Origin of the sequence: Aquamicrobium sp. (assembly GCF_023954335.1) — a bacterium.
Taxonomy (GTDB): Bacteria; Pseudomonadota; Alphaproteobacteria; order Rhizobiales; family Rhizobiaceae; genus Aerobium.
Genome location: NZ_JAMLIE010000001.1, coordinates 1,426,741 through 1,444,965 on the forward strand (window position 1 = coordinate 1,426,741; position 18,225 = coordinate 1,444,965).

Sequence of the window (18,225 nt, forward strand, 5' to 3'; positions counted from 1 at the left end):
CGCGCCGGGGCAGAACGCCCCTTTATCACTTGCCGGACCTTCTCCTCCAGCAGGGAGGAGGCCGTCCGCAATGCCGATACGGCGATGCCTGCACAAAACAAAAAATGCCGCCCGGAGGCGGCATTTCGTGAATCGATGGCAGGTGGATCAGCTCAGTTGAGCTTGGTCTTGACCTCGGACAGCGCCGACTTGAACAGGGTGGCGTCGGCGCCGGCCTTGACCTTGCCGGCGAGAAGCCTGCCGGCGGCCTCGACGGCGATGTCGACGGCCCGGCCGCGAACTTCCGCCACGGCGTCACGCTCGGCCTGGGCGATCTTCTGCTCGGCCAGCGTCGTGCGGCGCGCGACGTAGTCCTCGGTCTTCTGCTTGGCCTCGGCCACCAGCGCATCGGCCTCGCGCTTGGCGGCGGCAACGATGTCGCCCGCCTCCTGCTCGGCTTCCTTGCGCTTGCGCTGATACTCGGCCAGCAGCTGCTGGGCCTCGTCGCGCAGGCGGCGCGCCTCGTCGAGGTCGTTGCGGATGCGCTCGGCCCTGGAGTCGAGCGACTTGCCGATCGCGCGCGGGGCGCCGAGATAGACGACGATGGCGATGAAGAGGACAAGGCCGACAAAGGCCCAGAATGTAGCGTCCATTCCCTACCCCCTTGCCGCCTTGACGGCTGCCGAGACGGCAGCCTTGTCGACGTCCGAGCCGATGAGCTCGCGCACGATCGAGCCCGCGGTTTCCTCGGCGATCTGCCCGACGTCGCGCATGGCGGCGTCCTTGATGAGCGCGATACGGGCCTCGGCCTCGGCGAGCTTGGTTTCGAGCGAGGCCTCGACCTTCTTGCGCTCGGCCTCGGCCTTGGCCTTGGCGCCGTCACGGGCGTCCTGGCCGATGGCGTTGGCCTTGGCGCGCGCGTCGGCCAGTTCCTGCTCATAGGCGGCGAACGCCGCGTCCGCCTCGTCCTTCAGGCGTGCGGCCTCGCCCAGATCCTGGGCGATGCGGTCGCTGCGCACCTCGAGAATCCCGCCGATGCGCGGCAGGACCACCTTCTTCAGGAAAAGGTAGAAAAGACCGAAGGTGATCGCCAGCCACAGGAGCTGCGAGGGAAAAGTCGAGGAATCGAAAGGCGGAAAATTGCCGCCGGCATCGTGCTCGACGCCGACCTCGGAGTGCGTCTCCGGCGCGTCCTGCGCCTCGGCATCCGGTCCCGCTTCCGTCTCCTGCGCATATGCAGGCGCCGTGAACATGGACTACCCCTGTCTAGAGAAAAACCGGCCGCCTCTGGAGCGGCCGGCGATGCTGCTTGCGGATCAGACCGCGAACAGGAGCAGAAGCGCGACGAGCAGCGAGAAGATGCCCAGCGCTTCCGTCACGGCGAAGCCGAAAATCAGGCGGCCGAACTGGCCGTCGGCGGCCGACGGATTGCGCAGCGCGCCGGCGAGGTAGTTGCCGAAAATGTGGCCGAGGCCGATGCCCGCACCGCCCATGCCGAGGGTGGCGATACCGGCGCCGATGAACTTCGCTGCTTCAGCTTCCATTGTAGAACTCCTTCGATGGAATTTTGATGATCCGGGTTTCGTTTTTCAGGCGGAGAGGCCCGCCGGTGAAAGGGTCGGCCGCACCCCTAGTGCGAGGGGTGCAGGGCGTCGTTGAGATACATGCAGGTCAGGATGGTGAAGACATAGGCCTGGATGAACGACATGAGGAATTCGAGGCCGGTCAGCGCGATGACCATCAGCAGCGGCATGATCGCCCCGCCGATGCCGAGCAGGCCGAAGCCGCTGAGCGAGACGATAAAGCCGGCGAACACCTTCAGCGCAATATGGCCAGCCAGCATGACGGCAAACAGACGGACCGAATGGCTGATCGGACGCGACAGGAACGAGATGACCTCGATCACCACCACCAGCGGCACAAGAATGGCCGGCACGCCCTGCGGCACGAACACGCCGAGGAACTTCAGCCCGTGCTTCCAGAAGCCATAGATCACCACCGTGCTGATGACCAGCATCGCGAGGGCGAAGGTGACGATGATCTGGCTGGTCACCGTGAAGAAATACGGAAACATGCCGAGCATGTTGGCCGTCAGGATGAACATGAACAGCGAGAACACCAGCGGGAAGAACCGCATGCCCCCGGTTCCGGCCGATTCGCGCAGCATGTTGGCGACGAATTCGTAGGAGAGCTCCGAGACCGACTGCATCCGGCTCGGCACCTGGCCGCGGCTTGCCGTCGTCAGGTAGAGGAAGGCGCCGGCGGTGACGACCGTGGCCACCATGAACAGCGACGAATTGGTGAACGAGAAATCGTAGCCGCCGATCTCGATCGGAATCAAGTTCGTGATGTGAAACTGGTGGATCGGATCGTTGGCCAACCTGGACCCCCTCAATGCGTCGCGCGCCGTGCGGCGCTAGTTCATTTGCCGTCCCGTCGCCCCGGATCGGAGCGTGAAATTCCAGACTTCGGCTCGGCGACCAGCCCTGCCGAGCGCAGGACGTTGAGCACGCCGGCCGCGAAGCCGAGAAGCAGGAAGACGATCAGGCCCCAGGGCGACGTTCCCGCCACCTTGTCGATCAGCCAGCCGAGACCCGCTCCCACCGCAATGCCGGCGACGAACTCACTCGACAGCTTGAGCGCCTGCCCGAAGCCTTGCAGACCGCCCGAGCCGGGTCTGCCGCTTTCGTTCTCCGCCCGCGAGGCCGGCAGCTTCGCCGCCAGGGCCTCGTTCAGCTCACGACCGCGGCGCTCGAGATCGTCCCGATTGCCCCCGTCCGGCCTGTACGCTGTCTCGGGCGAAGGTTTTCCCGGTTCGCCCGGCTTTTTCGAGCCGGCCATCGCAACCTCCTGCCCGGATAACCGCGTTCGGCTTTCCGCTTCCAAAGTCGCGCGCAACATAGTGAGACCCCCCAATCCAGTCAAGCCGGGAGGGTCGCGTCATAGGGAACTTAATTCGCGATTGATTTCAATATGTTGGCTAGAGCCGTCTTGATACGCCGCCGCCGGTGCCGCCGGATTCGGGCGAATCCGGCCGGTCGGGGCGGCGTGGGCGCCGCTCAGCTCCAGCCGCCGCCATGCGTCCGGTAGAAGATGTGGAGGCCAATCTTCTTCATCTTTTCCATCGTGCGCGCCCAGCGCGGGTTGACGTAGGTCGCATGGTAATGCGTCGCCGAGCCGACCTCGGGAATGAACACCTTGCCCGCCGTCACCGCCATCGCGACTTCCTGCGCCATGCGGTAGTGCTGCTGGCTGCGCACGCGCGGGCGCGTGCCGTCGCAGGCGAAGGAGAACTGGCAGCGGTTGCGCCAGACTTCGTTCTGGTAGACGACGCCGCAGATGGTCGAGGGATAGGCCGGGTTGCGCACCCGGTTGAGGATGACCTGGGCGACGGCGGCCTGGCCCTTCACGTCCTCGCCGCGCGCCTCGAAATAGATGCCTTCGGCTAGGCACTTCTGCTCGGCGGCGGTGAAGACGTGCTCGGGCAGTGGCTTGCTCATCCAGGCATGGTCGCCCTCGCTCACCGGCGGAATGAACCGGCCGCCCGCATCCTCCTCGTCGCCGAGCAGGCTGGCGAAGGGCGAGGCGCGCGCATAATCGGGGGCCGGCGGCGCATAGGCCGCGGCGAGGATGTCGGGCTTGTCGTTGGTGACGAGCGAGGCAAGGAAAGCGGGAACGCCGGAGGCGTCCGTCCCGTCCTCGCGGACGTGGAAGGCAGCGGCGATCTCGATTTCCTTGCCCTTGATCTGCGGCCGGGCGAAAGCCATCGCCATGCCCGGCTGGCTTTCGGGGGTCTTGATCATGCTGGTGCGCTGGAACACCGAGCCGGCATTGAACGATTTGGGCGGCGCGACGGGAACGACGTTGACGATGCGGCCGCGCTTCTCGGCGCGGTTGATGCGGGTTTCGTCGGGCGTCTCGCTGGCCTCGGCCTTGCCGCGCAGCGCGACGGCGCCGAGGCCGGGGGCGACGAGCCCGCTGCCCGACACCGAGGCCGTGGTCATGGAATCGACGAACGGCATCTCGGCGCTGTGGACCGAGCCGGCCACCGACTTCTCGACGAAGCCGCTCCACCGCGCCGCGCTCCTTTCCGTGCCGGAAACGAAGCTGGCCATGTCCTGGAACGCCGCCGGAGTGGGCGAGCCGAGCAGAATGCCGAGGCCGATGACGATGGGAGCGGCGGAAGAACGCATGAGTCCGGCGATGTCTCGCCGGCGCAGGACAACTCGACGCAACACGAACACTCTCCAGAAAACGCGACTTCGTCTGATGAGCGGCGATAATGCGGCATTAACCTTGAGAGAACCTTAACGTGGACCCGACTTGCCCATTGATTTCATTAAGGGATTTTTAACAAGGCGATCAGCGTGCCCTTCGCCGGCGCGCTTGCCTATCTACGGAATGGGGCGAAGGAGAGACGGTGAAGGCGCGGCGCCGGGCCGTGCTCGCCGATGGCGGAACGGTGGCGGGCGGTGGCGTAGCCCATGTGGATCTCGAAGCCGTAGCGGCCGTCGCAGCCGCCGGCATGCGCCATCATGCGGTCGCGCATCACCTTGGCGACGATCGAGGCGGCGGCGATGGAGAGCGAGCGGGCATCGCCCTTGACGACGGCGCGACCCTCGCAGGCAAGGCCGGGCGGCACGTCGCGGCCGTCGGCGAGCACCATCAGCGGCCGTGCCGACAGGCATGCCACGGCCCGGCGCATGGCCTCGAGGCTCGCCTTGCGGATGTCGCCGGCGTCGATGGAGCCGGCGCACAGCGAGGCGAAGGAAACCGCCCTCGCGCGGGCGAGGATGTCGGCGAACGCCGACTCGCGTGCCGCGGCGTCGAGGCGCTTGGAATCGTCGAGCCCCTCGGGGATGTCGTCGGGGTCGAGAATGACAGCCGCCGCCGCCACCGGCCCGGCGAGCGGTCCGCGCCCGGCTTCGTCGGTGCCGGCCACCGGCCAGAACCCGTCCCGCCGGGCCGCCTTCTCCAGGGAAAAGTCGGGCCTGATCGGGAGGTCGAAAAGAAGGGGAGAATCGGGACGCGCGCGAGACATGGTGCGGCGATGCTCGCATCGGTCCCGATTCTCCGCAAGCCTTCCCGTTCCTGGGGCGGGGCAGGGAAGGCGTGCCGTCCGGCTCATGGGGACAGGAAGGCCGGACGGAACTGTATAAAGAACGCGCGAGGCTGCATGGGAGGCGCGGCCGCGCCCCGCTTCCGGCCCCGCGCCGGTGTCGAGTCGCGGGGCGAAGGTTCCGTCGGCTCCCCGCGCTTCAAGCTGTCGTCCTCCCTTCTTTCCTCATGGCCGCGTCGCTTCCGGGCCGTGCTAGAACAGCATCAGCTGCTCGCCCGCCCGGGCGACCGGCTTGAACAGATCGTTGCGCAGCCGCCGGCGCTCGACATTGAGGCCGAGGCGCTTGGCTGCGATCTCGAAGCGGCGGCCGATCTGCCAGGCATAGGGGCCGGTGCCCTTCATCCGCTTGCCCCATTCCGCGTCGTAGTCCTTGCCGCCGCGCATGGAGCGGATCAGCGACATGACGTGGCGGTAGCGGTCGGGATAGTTGCGCAGCAGCCAGTCCTTGAAGACGGCGCTCACCTCCAGCGGCAGCCGCAGGATGATGTAGCCCGCCTCGCGCGCGCCGGCGGCATGGCCCGAATCGAGGATGCGCTCGATCTCCTGATCGTTGACCGCCGGAACGATGGGCGACACCAGCACCGAGACGGGGATGCCGGCCTCGCTGAGGGCCTGGATCGCCTCCAGCCGCTTCGGCGGCGTCGAGGCGCGCGGCTCCATGGTGCGCGCTAGCGCCGGGTCGAGCGTGGTGACCGACAGCGCCACCTTGGCGAGGCGCTTCTCGGCCATGCGCGACAAGATGTCGATGTCGCGCGTCACCAGCGCCGATTTGGTGACGATGCCGACCGGGTGGTTGTGCGCCTCCAGCACTTCGAGGAGCTCGCGCATGATGCGCCATTGCCGCTCGATCGGCTGATAGGGGTCGGTGTTGGTGCCGATGGCGATGGTGCGGGCCTCGTAGCCGGGCCTGGCCAGCTCGCGCTCCAGGAGGCGCGGCGCGTCCGGCTTGGCGAACAGCCGCGATTCGAAATCCAGCCCCGGCGACAGGCCCATATAGGCGTGGGTCGGCCGCGCGAAGCAGTAGATGCAGCCATGCTCGCAGCCGCGATAGGGGTTGATCGAGCGGTCGAAGCCGATGTCGGGCGAATCGTTGCGGGTGATGATGGTGCGCGGGCGCTCCACCTGCACCTCGGTCTTGAAGGCCGGCAGCTCCTCGAGATTGTTCCAGCCGTCGTCGAACACATGGCGCGAGGTCGGCTCGTAGCGGCCGGACGGGTTGACGCCCGCGCCGCGCCCGCGGCGGCGCTCGAAATCGACGCGCACGCCGCTTTCCTCGACCATGGCGTTGGCGAGCGCCGCGCCGCCGCCGGAAAAAGCGGCCATGTCGGCCTGTCTGATCGGTTCCATCCTCGGTCTCCACGGGTCTGCGGGCGACTCTTCGATGAAATTATTCCTAACGAGAAATCAGAACAAAGCAAGAACTTTTTGCGAGGAGGAATACGGTGACGTCAGGGCACGCGCCGGCGAAGGAGTCATAACATTATGAAATTCAAGGAAAAATTCAGGGAACGCCCGCGGGAAGGGCTCAGCCGGATCGCGCCGCGCCGCGCTTCAGGTGCTCGTCCAGCCGCGGCATGATCTCGACGAAGTTGCACGGCCGGCGGCGATAGTCGAACTGCTGCTCGAGGATGTGATCCCAAGCGTCGCGGCAGGCGCCGGGCGAGCCGGGCAGGCCGAAGACGAAGGTGGCGCCGATGGTGCCGGCCGTCGCCCGCGACTGGATCGTCGAGGTGCCGATCTTGTCGTAGGAGATGCGGTGGAAGACCTGCGAGAAGCCGTCCATGCGCTTGTCGAACAGCGGCTCCAGCGCCTCGGGCGTCACGTCGCGGCCGGTGAAGCCGGTGCCGCCGGTGGTGAGGACGGCGTCGATGGCCGGATCGTCGGCCCAGCGGCGGACGACGGCGCGGATCGCCTCGACCTCGTCGGTGACGATCTCGCGCGCCGCCAGCCGGTGGCCGGCCTTCTCGATGCGCTCAGTGAGGGTCTGGCCGGACTTGTCGTCGGCGAGCGTGCGGGTGTCGGAGACGGTCAGCACCGCGAAGCCCACGGGCAGGAACGGGCGGTCGTCGTCGCTGTGATGGCCCATGGCGGTCGGGTCTCGCTTCAGATGGTTCTCGTCGCGCGAACATACCATGACGGCTGCCCGGCGGCGATGGCGGCGGCGGCCCGCGCGGCATCCTGTCGCGACGGGTAAAGGCCGAAGCACGTCGCGCCCGATCCAGACATGCGGGCGAGCGCCGCCCCGCTCTGCCTGAGCGCGGCGAGGCAGGAGGCGATGGCCGGGGCTATCGAGACGGCCGGCGCTTCGAGATCGTTGCGCGCGGCGGCGAGCCATTCGACGAGGATGGAAAAATCCGGCCGCGCGGGCAAGGGAGCGAGTGGCGGGTTGGCGCGGTTCGCCAAGGCCGTGAACACGGCGGGCGTCGCCACCGCGACGCCGGGATTGACGAGGACCATGTCGAGCCCCGGCAGGCCGTCGACCGGCGCGAGCGCCTCGCCGACTCCTCGGGCGCGCAGCGTGTGCGCGGCAAGGCACATCGGCAGGTCCGCGCCGAGCGGCAGGGCGATGGTGGCGAGGTCGCCGGCGGAAAGGGAAAGGCCCCACAGCCGGGCGAGCGCGCGCAAGGTCGCGGCCGCGTCGCTGGAGCCGCCGCCGATGCCGGACGCGGCCGGCAAGGCCTTGTCGAGCTCGATCCGGACCGGCCGTGCGCTTGCGCCGGCGACGCCGCGCAGGAGGTCGCGCGCCCTGAGGACGAGATTCGCGCCGTCGGCGGGGATGTCGGCGGCGAAGGGCCCGGTGACGGCGAAGCCGTCGCTGCCGGCGTCGGCAGCGCGGATGCGGTCGCCTGTTTCCGTGAAGACCACAAGCGTGTCGAGAAGGTGGTAGCCGTCGGCGCGCCGCCCGGTGACATGCAGCGCAAGGTTCACCTTGGCCGGCGCGTGCTCGCCGGTCGCGCCGGGCTCCGTCGCATTGGCCGTATCGGGGGCCATTTCGGAGGCGATCAGTCCTTGGTCAGGTGGTATTCGCCGGTGACGGGGTCCTTGACCAGCGTCCCCTGCGCGCCGGCGCGCTGCTCGGCTTCGGTCCGCCGCGCCCGCGCGGTGACGCGCTCGGCCTCGCGCAGGAAGGAGCGGTATCCGACCCAGGCGGCGACGCCGAGGACCGCGAAGAAGATGAGCTGAGGCACGTTCCTGTCCTCCATGCGTGAGGCCGGCAAGGGTGAAGCGATTATCCTGCCGACAAATCTAGAGCGTTTTTGCCTGTCGTCAAAGCCTTGCCGTCAAAGTCCAAGCCGCGCCCACAGCGCGCGCTCCTGTGCGGTGTCGGCCAGCCCGTCGGCGGCCGCGGCCGCCCTTTCGGCCCCGCCGCGCATGCTTGAAAGCCCGAGCCTGCGGCTGAAGAAGCCGCGCGGGGCGGAGACGAGCTGGAGCTTCGTCTTCTCGCCGTAGCGTTCCTTGAGGAACGAGCGCATGTCGCCGAGCGCGTCGATGAGGCCGAGCTCCAGCCCTTTTTTCCCGGTCCAGAACAGGCCGGTATAGAGGTCGGGATCGTCGGCGAGCTTTGCCCCGCGCCGCTCCTTGACCATATCGATGAAGGTGTCGTGGATTTCGAGCTGAAGCGTCTTCAGCCGCTCAACGTCCGCCTTCTTCTCCGGCTGGAACGGGTCGAGGATCGCCTTGTTCTGCCCCGCCGTGTGGACGCGGCGCTCGACGCCGATCTTCTTGATCAGTTCCTGGAAGCCGAAGCCCGAGGAGACGACGCCGATCGAGCCGACGATGGAGGAGGGGTCGGCGACGATCTCGTCCCCGGCCAGCGCGATCATGTAGCCGCCCGAGGCGGCGGCGTCCTCGACGAAGACGATGACGCGCTTGTTCTTCTCCTCGGCGAGGTCGCGGATGCGCTTGTAGATCAGCCGCGACTGCACCGGCGAGCCGCCGGGCGAGTTGATCGAGATCGCCACCGCCGGCGCGTCCTTGAACGCGAACGCCTTCTCGATCACCCCCGCGGTCGTCGCCAGCGACAGGCTGGGGCGGAACTGGTTGCCGCCGGCCATGATCGCGCCGTGCAGGCGGATGACGGGAATGGTGACGGCGTTCGGGCGCAGCGAGGCGGGAAGCAGGCGGTTGAGGAAGCGTTTCACGGCGGGCGGGTCTCCATCAGGTGCGCCTCCGCATGTAGGCGTTCGCGCCCGCCGCGCAATGGCGAATGCGCCGTTCAGCGCGCGAAAAGCGCGGCGCGGCCGTTGATCGCCGCCTCGGCGGCCGGCGTGAAGCCGTTTTCCTCGCCATGCAGGACGAGCGGCGCGTCGAGCACGAGCGCCGCCCGCGAGCCCCGCACGGCGCGCACGATGACGCGGATCGCCGGCGTGCCGGCGCGCGGGTGGACGGGCAGGATGCGCGCGGCCCCGAAGCGGCCGCCGAGCGCCGTGAGGATGCCCTGAAGCGATTGCGGGCGCGCGATCAGCGCGACCGTGCCGCGCGGCTTCAGGATCGCGCTCGCGGTGCGCAGCCAGCCCTCGAACAGCCCGTCCTCCATCACATGCGCGGCACGGCGCAGCGCGTCGGGCGAGGCACGGTCCGACGCTTCGTTGAAGGGCGGGTTCATCACCACGGCATCGAACGAGGTGTCAGCGAGGCCGGATTCGCGCCGCGCCCTGCCGGTCAGTGTCACGTCGGCGGCGAGGAGGTCCACCCGCCCGGCGAAGGCGGCGTTGGCCTCGTGGGCGAGGGTCAGCCGGGCATGCGCCAGCATCCGCGCTTCCCGTTCGACGAGGACGATGCGCGCGGCCGGGCAGCGCGCGGCGACGGCGAGGCCCGCCGCCCCGGCCCCGGCACCGAGATCGGCCAGACGCCCGTCGAAACCGTCCGGCACCGCGGCGGCGAGCAGCATGGCGTCGAGCCCGGCGCGGTGGCCTTCCTGCGGCTGCACCAGCACGAAGCGGCCGCGGTGGAAGGCGTCGACCGAGGGCGCCGCGTCTTCGCTGCCGGCGGCGCTCATTCGCTTTTGATTTCGCCCCTGATCTCGTCCGCGATGCCGGCGTCGGCGAACAGGCGGCGCGCCTCGTCGGCGTCCGCCTCGGCCACCATCACCCGGCGCGGCAGGATGCCGATCGAGCCCTCGATCACGCTCATGTTGTTGTCGGCGACGAAGAAGCCGATCCCGGCATCGCGCAGCAGGGCCTCGACGAAGGAGATGAGGACGGCGTCGTTGGTGCGAAGAAGCTCGATCATGCCGTAAAGGGTTTCAGGTTGCGCCGGCGATGTAAATCCCCGGGTAAATCCCCGGCGGCGGCGGCCGTTCCCGCCGGTGTTTCCGCTAGGTAAACGGTGTATTTTGCGCCAATTCGCCCCTTGCCGCCATGGGTGTGTCTGCCTAGAGTCCGCCGTCGGCATGGCCGGCGGGGCGGGTATCCGGGTTGGCATCAAGGAGTTTCCGGTGGGCGTTGTGGTCGAAATCGAGGATGGAAAGCGTGCGAAGGCGTCCATAGAGGCGTTGATCGCGCTGACGCGGACCGACATGGGACGCGTCAACGAACTGATCCTGTCCAAGGCCGGCTCCGACGTCGAGATGATCCCCGAGGTCGCCAACCACCTGATCTCGTCGGGCGGCAAGCGCCTCAGGCCCATGCTGACGCTGGCCGCCGCCCAGATGTTCGGCTATCGCGGCGACGGCCACGTCAAGCTCGCCACCAGCGTCGAGTTCATGCACACGGCGACGCTGCTCCACGACGACGTGGTCGACGAGAGCGACCTGCGCCGCGGCAAGCGCACGGCGCGCATGATCTGGGGCAACCAGGCGAGCGTGCTCGTCGGCGATTTCCTGCTCGGCCAGGCCTTCCGCATGATGGTCGACGTCGGCTCGTTGGAGGCGCTCGACGTCCTCTCCTCCGCCGCCTCGGTCATCGCCGAGGGCGAGGTGATGCAGCTCGGCGTCGCCAAGAACCTGGAGACCACCGAGGACGACTACCTCGCCGTCATCAAGGCCAAGACTGCGGCGCTGTTTTCCGCCGCCGCCGAGGTCGGGCCGATCATCGCCGACGCCGGCAAGGCGGAGCGCGCCGCGCTGCGCTCCTACGGCGTCAATCTCGGCCTCGCCTTCCAGCTCATCGACGACGCGCTCGATTACGGCGGCGATTCGCGCAATCTCGGCAAGAATGTCGGCGACGACTTCCGCGAGGGCAAGGTCACGCTGCCGGTGATTCTCGCCTCCCGGCGCGGCTCGGCCGAGGAGCGCGAGTTCTGGAAGGCCGCGATCGAGAACGCGGAGGCGGACGACGCCTCGCTGGAGCGCGCGCGGGGGCTGATGACGAAGCACGGCGCCATCGGCGACACGATCGGCCGGGCGCGCCATTTCGGCGAGATCGCCCGCGACGCGCTCGCGCCGCTGGCGCGGACGCCGCAGAAGGACGCGCTGCTCGACGTCATCGATTTCTGCATCAGCCGGGTGAACTGACGGAGCCGCTTCGGCCGCCGGTCGGCCGGCGTGCCCCGGCGCGATTGAACCGCGTCCGCAAAAAGGCCATGCTTTGCGTCTTGATTGAGTGGCCGGATTCCTGCCCGGCGGCGCGGGAAGATCAAGGGAAAGGGAAGCGATGCGGCTTTTGACTGGACGATGGATCGTGGCAGCCGGGCTTGCCGTCGGCACGGCGTCGGGCGCATGGGCCGCCGCGGTTCCCATCGATACGGACGAGCCTGTGCGCGTCAACACGCTGTCGGGCGCGTATCTCGCCGCCCGCATCGCCGAGAGCGACAACGAGCTCGACGCGGCCATCGCCTACTATCGCCGCGCGCTCGCCTTCGATCCCGACAACCGCACCGTCCAGCAGAGCCTCTTGCTCGGGCTGATCTCGCAGGGGCGCTTCGACGAGGCGCTGCCCTTCGCCGAGAAGCTGAAGGAGGTGCCGGAGGTCGAGCGGTTCTCGCGGCTGGCGCTCGGCGTCGACGCCATCCGGCAGGGCAAGTACGGCGACGCCGACTACTGGCTGAAGCTGTCGCTCGAATCCGATCTCGACCGGCTCATCACCGGGCTGATGGCGGCATGGGCCAAGCTCGGCGACGGCAAGGGCGAGGACGCGCTTGCCGCGCTCGACGCGCTCGCCGGGCCGGAATGGTACGAGCTGTTCATCACCTATCATCGCGCGCTGATCGCCGAGCAGGCGGGAGAGGTCGAGGCCGCGCGCGCCGCCTTCGAGGCCGGCGCCGACAACCTCTCGGCCGCCGGTGCCGCGCCGGAGACCCATCTGCGCCTGCTCGAAGCCTATGCCGGCTTCCTCGCCCGCAAGGGCGAGCGCGACGCCGCCTTCGCCGTTATGGACAAGGCCGATGCCTTCGCGCCCGGCCGGCTGACCATCCAGGCGCTGCGCGGCCGGATCGAGGGCGGCCGCGCCGCGCCGCCTCTGGTGCCGGACGCCAAAGCCGGTGCGGCCGAGGCGCTGCTCAACCTCGCCACCGCGCTCAACCGCAGCGGCGGCGAATCCTTCGTGCGGCTCTATCTCAACTACGCGCTCGCACTCCTGCCGCACAGCGACGCGGTGCTGATCCAGCTTGCCGGCGTTTCCGAGCAGCAGGGCGACGCCGAGGGCGCGATCGCCTTCTACGAGAAGATCCCCGCCGCCTCGCCGATGAAGCGGGTGGCGGAATTGCAGCTCGGCCTCAACCTCGCCGACCTGAAGCGCCACGACGAGGCGATCAGCCACCTCAAGGCGGCGCTGGCCAAGGACGAGGGCGACATGCGCGCCTATCTCTCGCTCGGCGGCGTCTACGCCTCGCAGGAGAACTACCGCGCCGCGGCCGACATCTACGAGCGCGCCGTCGCCCGCATCGAGAAGCCGGTGCGCACTGACTGGAACATCTTCTACCAGCGCGGCATCGCCTATGAGCGGCTGAAGGAGTGGGACAAGGCCGAGCCGAATTTCAGGACCGCGCTGGAGCTGTTCCCCGACCAGCCGCAGGTGCTCAACTATCTCGGCTATTCCTGGGTCGACATGAACATCAACCTCGACGAGGGGCTGGAGCTGATCCAGCGCGCCGTCGACCTGCGGCCTTCAGACGGCTACATCGTCGATTCGCTCGGCTGGGCCTTCTATCGCCTCGGCCGCTACGAGGACGCGGTGCGCGAGCTGGAGCGCGCCGTCGGGCTGATGCCGGCCGATCCCATCCTCAACGACCATCTCGGCGACGCCTACTGGCGCGTCGGGCGCAGGCTGGAAGCGGGCTTCCAGTGGAACCACGCGCTGGCGCTCGATCCCGAGCCGGACCTGAAGGCCGAGGTCGAGAAGAAGATCGCCGACGGCCTGCCGTCGCGGGACGAGGAGGCGCAAGCCCGGCAGAAGGCCGAGGCCGAGCTGCCGCCCAATGCGGTGCCGCTGCCCGAGGGCGTCGACGGGGCGAAGGCCGAGGCCGCGCCGGAAGTAGAGACCGTCTCGGCGGGCGCGGCGGTCCACACCGTCCTGCCGGGGCAGTCGCTGTGGTCCATCGCCGCCGAGATCCTCGGCGACGGCAACCGCTATATCGAGCTGCTCGACCTCAACCCCGCCCTGCGCGGCGACCCCGGCCGCATCGTGCCGGGCCAGAGGCTTACGCTGCCCCAGCCGGGAAACTGAACGAGCCGCCAATCAACCTCTCTTGAAGCGGCGAGGTTGCGGCCATCTCTCCTCTCCCCGTTCACGGGGAGAGGATGCCGGCAGGCAGGTGAGGGGCGGCGCCAACCTTCCAGTGTCGAGGTGCCCGCCACACGATGCCGTTCGCCCTCACATCGCGCAGCTTCAAGTCGGAAACGCCGATGCCGCCCCTCATCCGCCCTTCGGGCACCTTCTCCCCGTGAACGGGGAGAAGGGGGAACGCGACCCGAACGTTCCATTGCCTTGACGCCTGCCGGCCGCGGTTCTAGGACGGGGCCTTTCCCGTCCATGCCGCTGCGAGCCGCCCCGTGAACGCAAGCCTGCCTGCCCACATGCACCCGACCCGCTCGTTCCAGGGTCTCATCCTGACGCTGCACGAATACTGGGCGGAACGCGGCTGCGTCGTGCTCCAGCCCTACGACATGGAGGTCGGCGCCGGCACCTTCCACCCGGCGACGACGCTGCGCGCACTCGGGCCCCGCCCGTGGAACGCGGCCTATGTCCAGCCCTCGCGCCGGCCCAAGGACGGCCGCTACGGCGAGAACCCCAACCGGCTCCAGCACTACTACCAGTATCAGGTGATCCTGAAGCCGAACCCGCCAGACCTTCAGGAACTCTATCTCGGCTCGCTCGACGCCATCGGCATCGACACGGCGCTGCACGACATCCGCTTCGTCGAGGACGACTGGGAAAGCCCGACGCTGGGCGCATGGGGCCTCGGCTGGGAATGCTGGTGCGACGGCATGGAGGTGTCGCAGTTCACCTATTTCCAGCAGGTCTGCGGCATCGAATGCGCGCCCGTCGCCGGCGAGCTGACCTACGGGCTGGAGCGGCTGGCGATGTACGTCCAGGGCGTCGACAACGTCTACGACCTGAACTTCAACGGCCGCGAGGGCGCCGAGAAGGTCACCTATGGCGAGGTCTTCCTCCAGGCCGAGCAGGAATATTCCCGCTTCAACTTCGAGTTCGCCGACACCTCCATCCTGCTGCGCCATTTCGAGGACGCCGAGAAGGAATGCCGGACGCTGCTCGAGGCGGGAGCGAAGCGGCCGGAGGGCCAGCCGCACCGCATGGTGCTGCCGGCCTACGACCAGTGCATCAAGGCATCTCACGCCTTCAACCTGCTCGACGCGCGCGGCGTCATCTCCGTCACCGAGCGCCAGAGCTACATCCTGCGCGTGCGCAACCTCGCCAAGGCGTGCGGCGAGGCCTTCCTCGAAACCGAGGCCGGCGGCCTCGGCTGGCGGCCGGAGGCGGCGTGATGGCAAAAACGCTACTCCAGCTCGCCGGCGCGGATTTGACGCCGCCGAAGCTGACCGACACCGCCGTGGTCGTCGTCGACGCCCAGCGCGAATATGTCGACGGCAGGCTGCCGCTTCACGGCGTCGACGCCGCGCTCGACAACATCGCCGCGCTGCTCGCTGCGGCGCGCGCGGCCGGCGCGCCGGTGATCCATGTCCGGCACAAGGGCCAGCCGGGCGGCCTGTTCGGCCCGGACACGACCGGATACGCGCTCGCGCCGCAGGCCGCCGCCTTGGCCGGCGAGACGGTGATCGACAAGGGCCTACCCAATTCCTTCGCCGGCACGGCGCTCAAGGAGGCGCTCGACGCCACGGGGCGCAAGCGTCTCGTCGTCGCCGGCTTCATGACGCATATGTGCGTCTCCTCGACCACGCGCGCGGCGGGCGAGCACGGCTTCGGTGTCGTGGTCCTTTCCGACGCGACCGCGACGCGCGACCTGCCCGCGCCGGGCGGCGGCGGCATCATCCCCGCCGCCGCGCTGCACGAGGCCGAGCTTGCCGCGCTCGCCGACCGCTTCGCCCTTGTCTGCCCGACCGCTGAACTGGTGCGCTGATGCCCGACCTTCTGCTTGAACTTCGCTCCGAGGAAATCCCCGCGCGCATGCAAAGGAAGGCCGCCGGCGACCTGAAGAAGCTGGTCGCCGACGGGCTGGTCGAGGCCGGGCTGACCTACGAGGCGGCGCGCGAATACTGGACGCCGCGGCGCCTCGCGCTCGACATCCGCGGCATCACCGCCCGCTCGAAGGACGTCAGCGAGGAGATCAAAGGGCCCGCGACGACCGCACCGGAGCAGGCGATCCAGGGTTTTCTGCGCAAGGCGGGCCTCGCCTCCATCGACGAGGCGCATGTCCATTCCGACCCGAAGAAGGGCGATTTCTACGTCGCGCGCGTCTCGCGTCCCGGCCGCGCCGCCGAGGAGATCGTCGCCGGCCTGATGCCCGGCATCATCCGCAACTTCCCGTGGCCGAAGTCGATGCGCTGGGGCGCGGCCTCGGCGAAGCCCGGCAGCCTGCGCTGGGTGCGGCCGCTGCAATCCATCCTCTGCACCTTCGGGCCGGAATCGTCGGATCCCGAGGTGGTCGATTTCGAGGTCGACGGCATCCGCGCCGGCAACGTCACCTTAGGCCACCGCTTCCATGCGCCGCAGGCCATTACCGTCAAGCGGTTCGACGACTACGTGACGAAGCTCGAAGCCGCGAAGGTCGTGCTCGACGCCGAGCGCCGCAAGCGCATCATCCTCGACGACGCGCGCAACCTGACCTTCGCCGCCGGCCTCGACCTTGTCGAGGACGAGGGGCTGCTGGAGGAGGTCTCGGGGCTGCTCGAATGGCCGGTCGTGCTGATGGGCGAGTTCGAGCAGGCCTTTCTCGGCATCCCGCCCGAGGTCATCCGCCTGACCATACGCGCCAACCAGAAATGCTTCGTCACCCGCCCGCGCGGCGAGGCGGAGAAGCTCTCCAACCGCTTCGTGCTGGTCTCCAACATCGAGGCGCGCGACGGCGGCGCCGAGATCGCCCGCGGCAACGGCAAGGTGGTGCGCGCCCGGCTTTCCGACGCCGTGCATTTCTGGAACACCGACCAGGCCGACCTGCCGGACCTCGCCGCGCTGACCGGGTCGGCGGAGAAGTTCGCGCTGGATTTGAAAAAGCCGCTCGACCAGCGCATGGCGCGGCTCGACCGGCTGGGCGTCACCTTCCACGCCAAGCTCGGCACGCAAGGCGAGCGCGTCGAGCGCATCCGCCGGCTGGCGGCCGATCTCGCGCCGCTGGTCGGGGCCGAGCCGGCGATGGCCGAGCGCGCCGCCGTGCTGGCCAAGGCCGACCTGCAAACCGAGGTCGTCGGCGAGTTCCCCGAGCTGCAGGGCGCGATGGGCCGCAAATACGCCCTGCTGCAAGGCGAGGACGCGGCCGTCGCCGCCGCCATCGAGGAGCACTACCGGCCGCAGGGACCGTCGGATTCGGTGCCCACCGACCCGGTCTCCATCGCCGTCGCCCTCGCCGACAAGCTCGACACGCTTACCGGCTTCTGGGCCATCGACGAGAAGCCGACCGGCTCCAAGGACCCCTACGCGCTCAGAAGGGCGGCGCTCGGCGTCATCCGCGTTCTGGTCGAAAATGGGGTGCGGCTAAATCTATGGTCCATTTTTGAGTTTTGGGAGACAACACTCCAGCCCGAGAACGTGCATGTAGAGTCAGCGACGCCGATCTCTTCGGCAGACATGCGTCCGGCGCGAAATGCCGACCTCCTCTCCTTCTTCCACGACCGGCTGAAGGTCTATCTGCGCGACAAGGGCGCGCGGCACGATCTGATCGACGCGGTGATCACGCCGGAGGCCGACGATTTGCTGCTCGTCGTCTCCCGCGTCGCCGCGCTCGGCATCTTCCTCGATTCGGAGGACGGGCAGAACCTGCTCGCCGGAACCAGGCGCGCCGCCAACATCCTCGCCGCCGAGGAGAAGAAGGGCACGGCCATCGCGGAAGACGTCGACCCGATCCTGTTCCGTCAGGACGAGGAAGGCGCGCTGTTCGAGGCCGTCACCCATGCCGAGCACGAGGCGGGCGAGGCCATCGCGAGGCAGGACTTCTCCGCCGCCATGCAGGCGCTTGCGGCGCTGCGCCGCCCTGTCGATGCCTTCTTCGAGGCGGTGCTGGTCAATGACGAGGACAGTTTCGTGCGCGCCAACCGTCTGGCGCTGCTGTCGCGCATCCGCGGCGCGACCGGGCAGATGGCGGATTTCTCGAAGATCGCCGGGTAGCCGCCCGCGGCTAGTCCTGCGGCGCGGCTTCAGCCTGTTCCGGCGCGGCCTCGGTAGCAATGCCGCCGCGCAAGGGAGGCGCGCCGTCCCCGGCGAGCCAGCCGGGCAGGGCGGGCGCTTCCGGCTCCGGCGCCGCGTTGTCGATTGCGGCGACTTCCTCGCGCGAGGGCGGGATCGCCTCCGCGCCGATGGCGACGACCGAATGGCCGATGGCGAGGATTTCCGTGCCGCCTTCGTCCGCCGCTGCCGCGTCCGCGACCGGCTTCGCCTCGATGGGCGCGGGCGCGGCCTCGCCGACGCTGACGATGGAAGGCGTCGCCTGCGGCGGCGCGACGGTGACGATGGAGGAGGCGGCGCCCGGCAGGGCGAGACCGAGCAACGGCGCGACCGAGGCAAGCCCGGAAAGAACGACTTTACGCATGGACACACTCGTCGTTTTCACGCGCGGGC

General features: G+C 68.8%; 20 protein-coding genes. 5 read left to right on the top strand and 15 right to left on the bottom strand.

Features of this window, described 5'->3' with window-relative positions; all coding sequences use genetic code 11:
- Positions 1 to 152: 152 nt before the first annotated feature.
- The 14 genes from M9945_RS07005 to M9945_RS07070 all read right to left on the bottom strand — a co-directional run bounded on the left by M9945_RS07005 (position 153) and on the right by M9945_RS07070 (position 10,330).
- Positions 153 to 632: a F0F1 ATP synthase subunit B gene (locus tag M9945_RS07005; RefSeq protein ID WP_367928250.1), complete on the bottom strand. Its 480-nt coding sequence runs from the start codon at positions 630 to 632 to the stop codon at positions 153 to 155.
- A gap of 3 nt (positions 633 to 635) precedes the next feature.
- Entirely contained in the window at positions 636 to 1,232 is a 597-nt protein-coding gene (locus M9945_RS07010; protein ID WP_367928249.1) for a F0F1 ATP synthase subunit B, read from the bottom strand.
- A gap of 63 nt (positions 1,233 to 1,295) precedes the next feature.
- Complete coding sequence (locus tag M9945_RS07015) at positions 1,296 to 1,523, bottom strand: F0F1 ATP synthase subunit C (RefSeq protein WP_367928248.1); 228 nt, start codon at positions 1,521 to 1,523, stop codon at positions 1,296 to 1,298.
- Between the two features lie 86 nt (positions 1,524 to 1,609).
- The gene (locus M9945_RS07020) at positions 1,610 to 2,359 is read right to left on the bottom strand and encodes a F0F1 ATP synthase subunit A (RefSeq protein ID WP_367943956.1); all 750 of its coding nucleotides are present in this window, start codon (positions 2,357 to 2,359) and stop codon (positions 1,610 to 1,612) included.
- Positions 2,360 to 2,400: 41 nt separating this feature from the next.
- Positions 2,401 to 2,820: an AtpZ/AtpI family protein gene (locus M9945_RS07025; RefSeq protein ID WP_367943957.1), complete on the bottom strand. Its 420-nt coding sequence runs from the start codon at positions 2,818 to 2,820 to the stop codon at positions 2,401 to 2,403.
- 218 nt (positions 2,821 to 3,038) lie between these two features.
- A complete protein-coding gene (locus M9945_RS07030) occupies positions 3,039 to 4,172 on the bottom strand; it encodes a cell wall hydrolase (protein WP_367943958.1) in 1,134 nt (377 codons plus the stop codon).
- A gap of 197 nt (positions 4,173 to 4,369) precedes the next feature.
- Entirely contained in the window at positions 4,370 to 5,020 is a 651-nt protein-coding gene (locus tag M9945_RS07035) for a ribonuclease HII (RefSeq protein ID WP_367943959.1), read from the bottom strand.
- Between the two features lie 270 nt (positions 5,021 to 5,290).
- A complete protein-coding gene (locus tag M9945_RS07040; RefSeq protein WP_367943960.1) occupies positions 5,291 to 6,445 on the bottom strand; it encodes a PA0069 family radical SAM protein in 1,155 nt (384 codons plus the stop codon).
- 178 nt (positions 6,446 to 6,623) lie between these two features.
- Positions 6,624 to 7,184 (bottom strand): molybdenum cofactor biosynthesis protein B, encoded by a 561-nt coding sequence (gene moaB, locus M9945_RS07045; protein WP_367944787.1) that lies wholly within the window; start codon positions 7,182 to 7,184, stop codon positions 6,624 to 6,626.
- A 17-nt stretch (positions 7,185 to 7,201) separates the two neighbouring features.
- Positions 7,202 to 8,089, bottom strand: coding sequence for a 4-(cytidine 5'-diphospho)-2-C-methyl-D-erythritol kinase (locus M9945_RS07050; RefSeq protein ID WP_367943961.1), 888 nt, complete (start codon positions 8,087 to 8,089; stop codon positions 7,202 to 7,204).
- Between the two features lie 11 nt (positions 8,090 to 8,100).
- Positions 8,101 to 8,286, bottom strand: a complete 186-nt coding sequence (locus tag M9945_RS07055; RefSeq protein ID WP_367928242.1) for an NfeD family protein — start codon at positions 8,284 to 8,286, stop codon at positions 8,101 to 8,103.
- Positions 8,287 to 8,379: 93 nt separating this feature from the next.
- Positions 8,380 to 9,240 (bottom strand): S49 family peptidase, encoded by an 861-nt coding sequence (locus M9945_RS07060; RefSeq protein ID WP_367943962.1) that lies wholly within the window; start codon positions 9,238 to 9,240, stop codon positions 8,380 to 8,382.
- Between the two features lie 74 nt (positions 9,241 to 9,314).
- Complete coding sequence (locus tag M9945_RS07065) at positions 9,315 to 10,097, bottom strand: tRNA1(Val) (adenine(37)-N6)-methyltransferase (protein WP_367943963.1); 783 nt, start codon at positions 10,095 to 10,097, stop codon at positions 9,315 to 9,317.
- Positions 10,094 to 10,330 carry a DUF2007 domain-containing protein gene (locus M9945_RS07070; RefSeq protein WP_367928239.1) on the bottom strand — a complete coding sequence of 79 codons (237 nt, stop codon included), beginning with the start codon at positions 10,328 to 10,330 and terminating at the stop codon, positions 10,094 to 10,096. Before M9945_RS07070 ends, M9945_RS07065 begins: the two co-directional genes overlap by 4 nt.
- Positions 10,331 to 10,535: 205 nt before the next feature.
- On the opposite strand from M9945_RS07070, the gene M9945_RS07075 reads away from it, so the two are divergent.
- From M9945_RS07075 to glyS, 5 genes are all read left to right on the top strand, one after another.
- Positions 10,536 to 11,552 (top strand): polyprenyl synthetase family protein, encoded by a 1,017-nt coding sequence (locus tag M9945_RS07075; protein ID WP_367928238.1) that lies wholly within the window; start codon positions 10,536 to 10,538, stop codon positions 11,550 to 11,552.
- A 139-nt stretch (positions 11,553 to 11,691) separates the two neighbouring features.
- On the top strand, positions 11,692 to 13,701 hold the full coding sequence (locus M9945_RS07080; RefSeq protein WP_367943964.1) for a tetratricopeptide repeat protein: 2,010 nt from the start codon (positions 11,692 to 11,694) through the stop codon (positions 13,699 to 13,701).
- A gap of 326 nt (positions 13,702 to 14,027) precedes the next feature.
- Positions 14,028 to 14,981, top strand: coding sequence for a glycine--tRNA ligase subunit alpha (locus tag M9945_RS07085; protein ID WP_367943965.1), 954 nt, complete (start codon positions 14,028 to 14,030; stop codon positions 14,979 to 14,981).
- A complete protein-coding gene (locus M9945_RS07090) occupies positions 14,981 to 15,574 on the top strand; it encodes an isochorismatase family protein (protein ID WP_367943966.1) in 594 nt (197 codons plus the stop codon). The genes M9945_RS07085 and M9945_RS07090 overlap by 1 nt, the downstream gene beginning before the upstream one ends.
- Entirely contained in the window at positions 15,574 to 17,775 is a 2,202-nt protein-coding gene (gene glyS / locus M9945_RS07095) for a glycine--tRNA ligase subunit beta (RefSeq protein ID WP_367943967.1), read from the top strand. Before M9945_RS07090 ends, glyS begins: the two co-directional genes overlap by 1 nt.
- A gap of 10 nt (positions 17,776 to 17,785) precedes the next feature.
- Here glyS and M9945_RS07100 read toward each other — a convergent pair whose 3' ends face one another.
- Entirely contained in the window at positions 17,786 to 18,196 is a 411-nt protein-coding gene (locus M9945_RS07100; RefSeq protein ID WP_367943968.1) for a hypothetical protein, read from the bottom strand.
- Between the last annotated feature and the right edge of the window lie 29 nt (positions 18,197 to 18,225).

What these genes read in the sequence shown, in the direction of transcription:
- M9945_RS07005 (WP_367928250.1), bottom strand. Translation starts at nt 632, where the DNA reads ATGGACGCTACATTCTGGGCCTTTGTCGGCCTTGTCCTCTTCATCGCC.
- M9945_RS07010 (WP_367928249.1), bottom strand. Translation starts at nt 1,232, where the DNA reads ATGTTCACGGCGCCTGCATATGCGCAGGAGACGGAAGCGGGACCGGAT.
- M9945_RS07015 (WP_367928248.1), bottom strand. Translation starts at nt 1,523, where the DNA reads ATGGAAGCTGAAGCAGCGAAGTTCATCGGCGCCGGTATCGCCACCCTC.
- M9945_RS07025 (WP_367943957.1), bottom strand. Translation starts at nt 2,820, where the DNA reads ATGGCCGGCTCGAAAAAGCCGGGCGAACCGGGAAAACCTTCGCCCGAG.
- M9945_RS07030 (WP_367943958.1), bottom strand. Translation starts at nt 4,172, where the DNA reads ATGCGTTCTTCCGCCGCTCCCATCGTCATCGGCCTCGGCATTCTGCTC.
- M9945_RS07035 (WP_367943959.1), bottom strand. Translation starts at nt 5,020, where the DNA reads ATGTCTCGCGCGCGTCCCGATTCTCCCCTTCTTTTCGACCTCCCGATC.
- M9945_RS07040 (WP_367943960.1), bottom strand. Translation starts at nt 6,445, where the DNA reads ATGGAACCGATCAGACAGGCCGACATGGCCGCTTTTTCCGGCGGCGGC.
- moaB (WP_367944787.1), bottom strand. Translation starts at nt 7,184, where the DNA reads ATGGGCCATCACAGCGACGACGACCGCCCGTTCCTGCCCGTGGGCTTC.
- M9945_RS07050 (WP_367943961.1), bottom strand. Translation starts at nt 8,089, where the DNA reads ATGGCCCCCGATACGGCCAATGCGACGGAGCCCGGCGCGACCGGCGAG.
- M9945_RS07065 (WP_367943963.1), bottom strand. Translation starts at nt 10,097, where the DNA reads ATGAGCGCCGCCGGCAGCGAAGACGCGGCGCCCTCGGTCGACGCCTTC.
- M9945_RS07070 (WP_367928239.1), bottom strand. Translation starts at nt 10,330, where the DNA reads ATGATCGAGCTTCTTCGCACCAACGACGCCGTCCTCATCTCCTTCGTC.
- M9945_RS07080 (WP_367943964.1), top strand. Translation starts at nt 11,692, where the DNA reads ATGCGGCTTTTGACTGGACGATGGATCGTGGCAGCCGGGCTTGCCGTC.
- M9945_RS07090 (WP_367943966.1), top strand. Translation starts at nt 14,981, where the DNA reads ATGGCAAAAACGCTACTCCAGCTCGCCGGCGCGGATTTGACGCCGCCG.
- glyS (WP_367943967.1), top strand. Translation starts at nt 15,574, where the DNA reads ATGCCCGACCTTCTGCTTGAACTTCGCTCCGAGGAAATCCCCGCGCGC.
- M9945_RS07100 (WP_367943968.1), bottom strand. Translation starts at nt 18,196, where the DNA reads ATGCGTAAAGTCGTTCTTTCCGGGCTTGCCTCGGTCGCGCCGTTGCTC.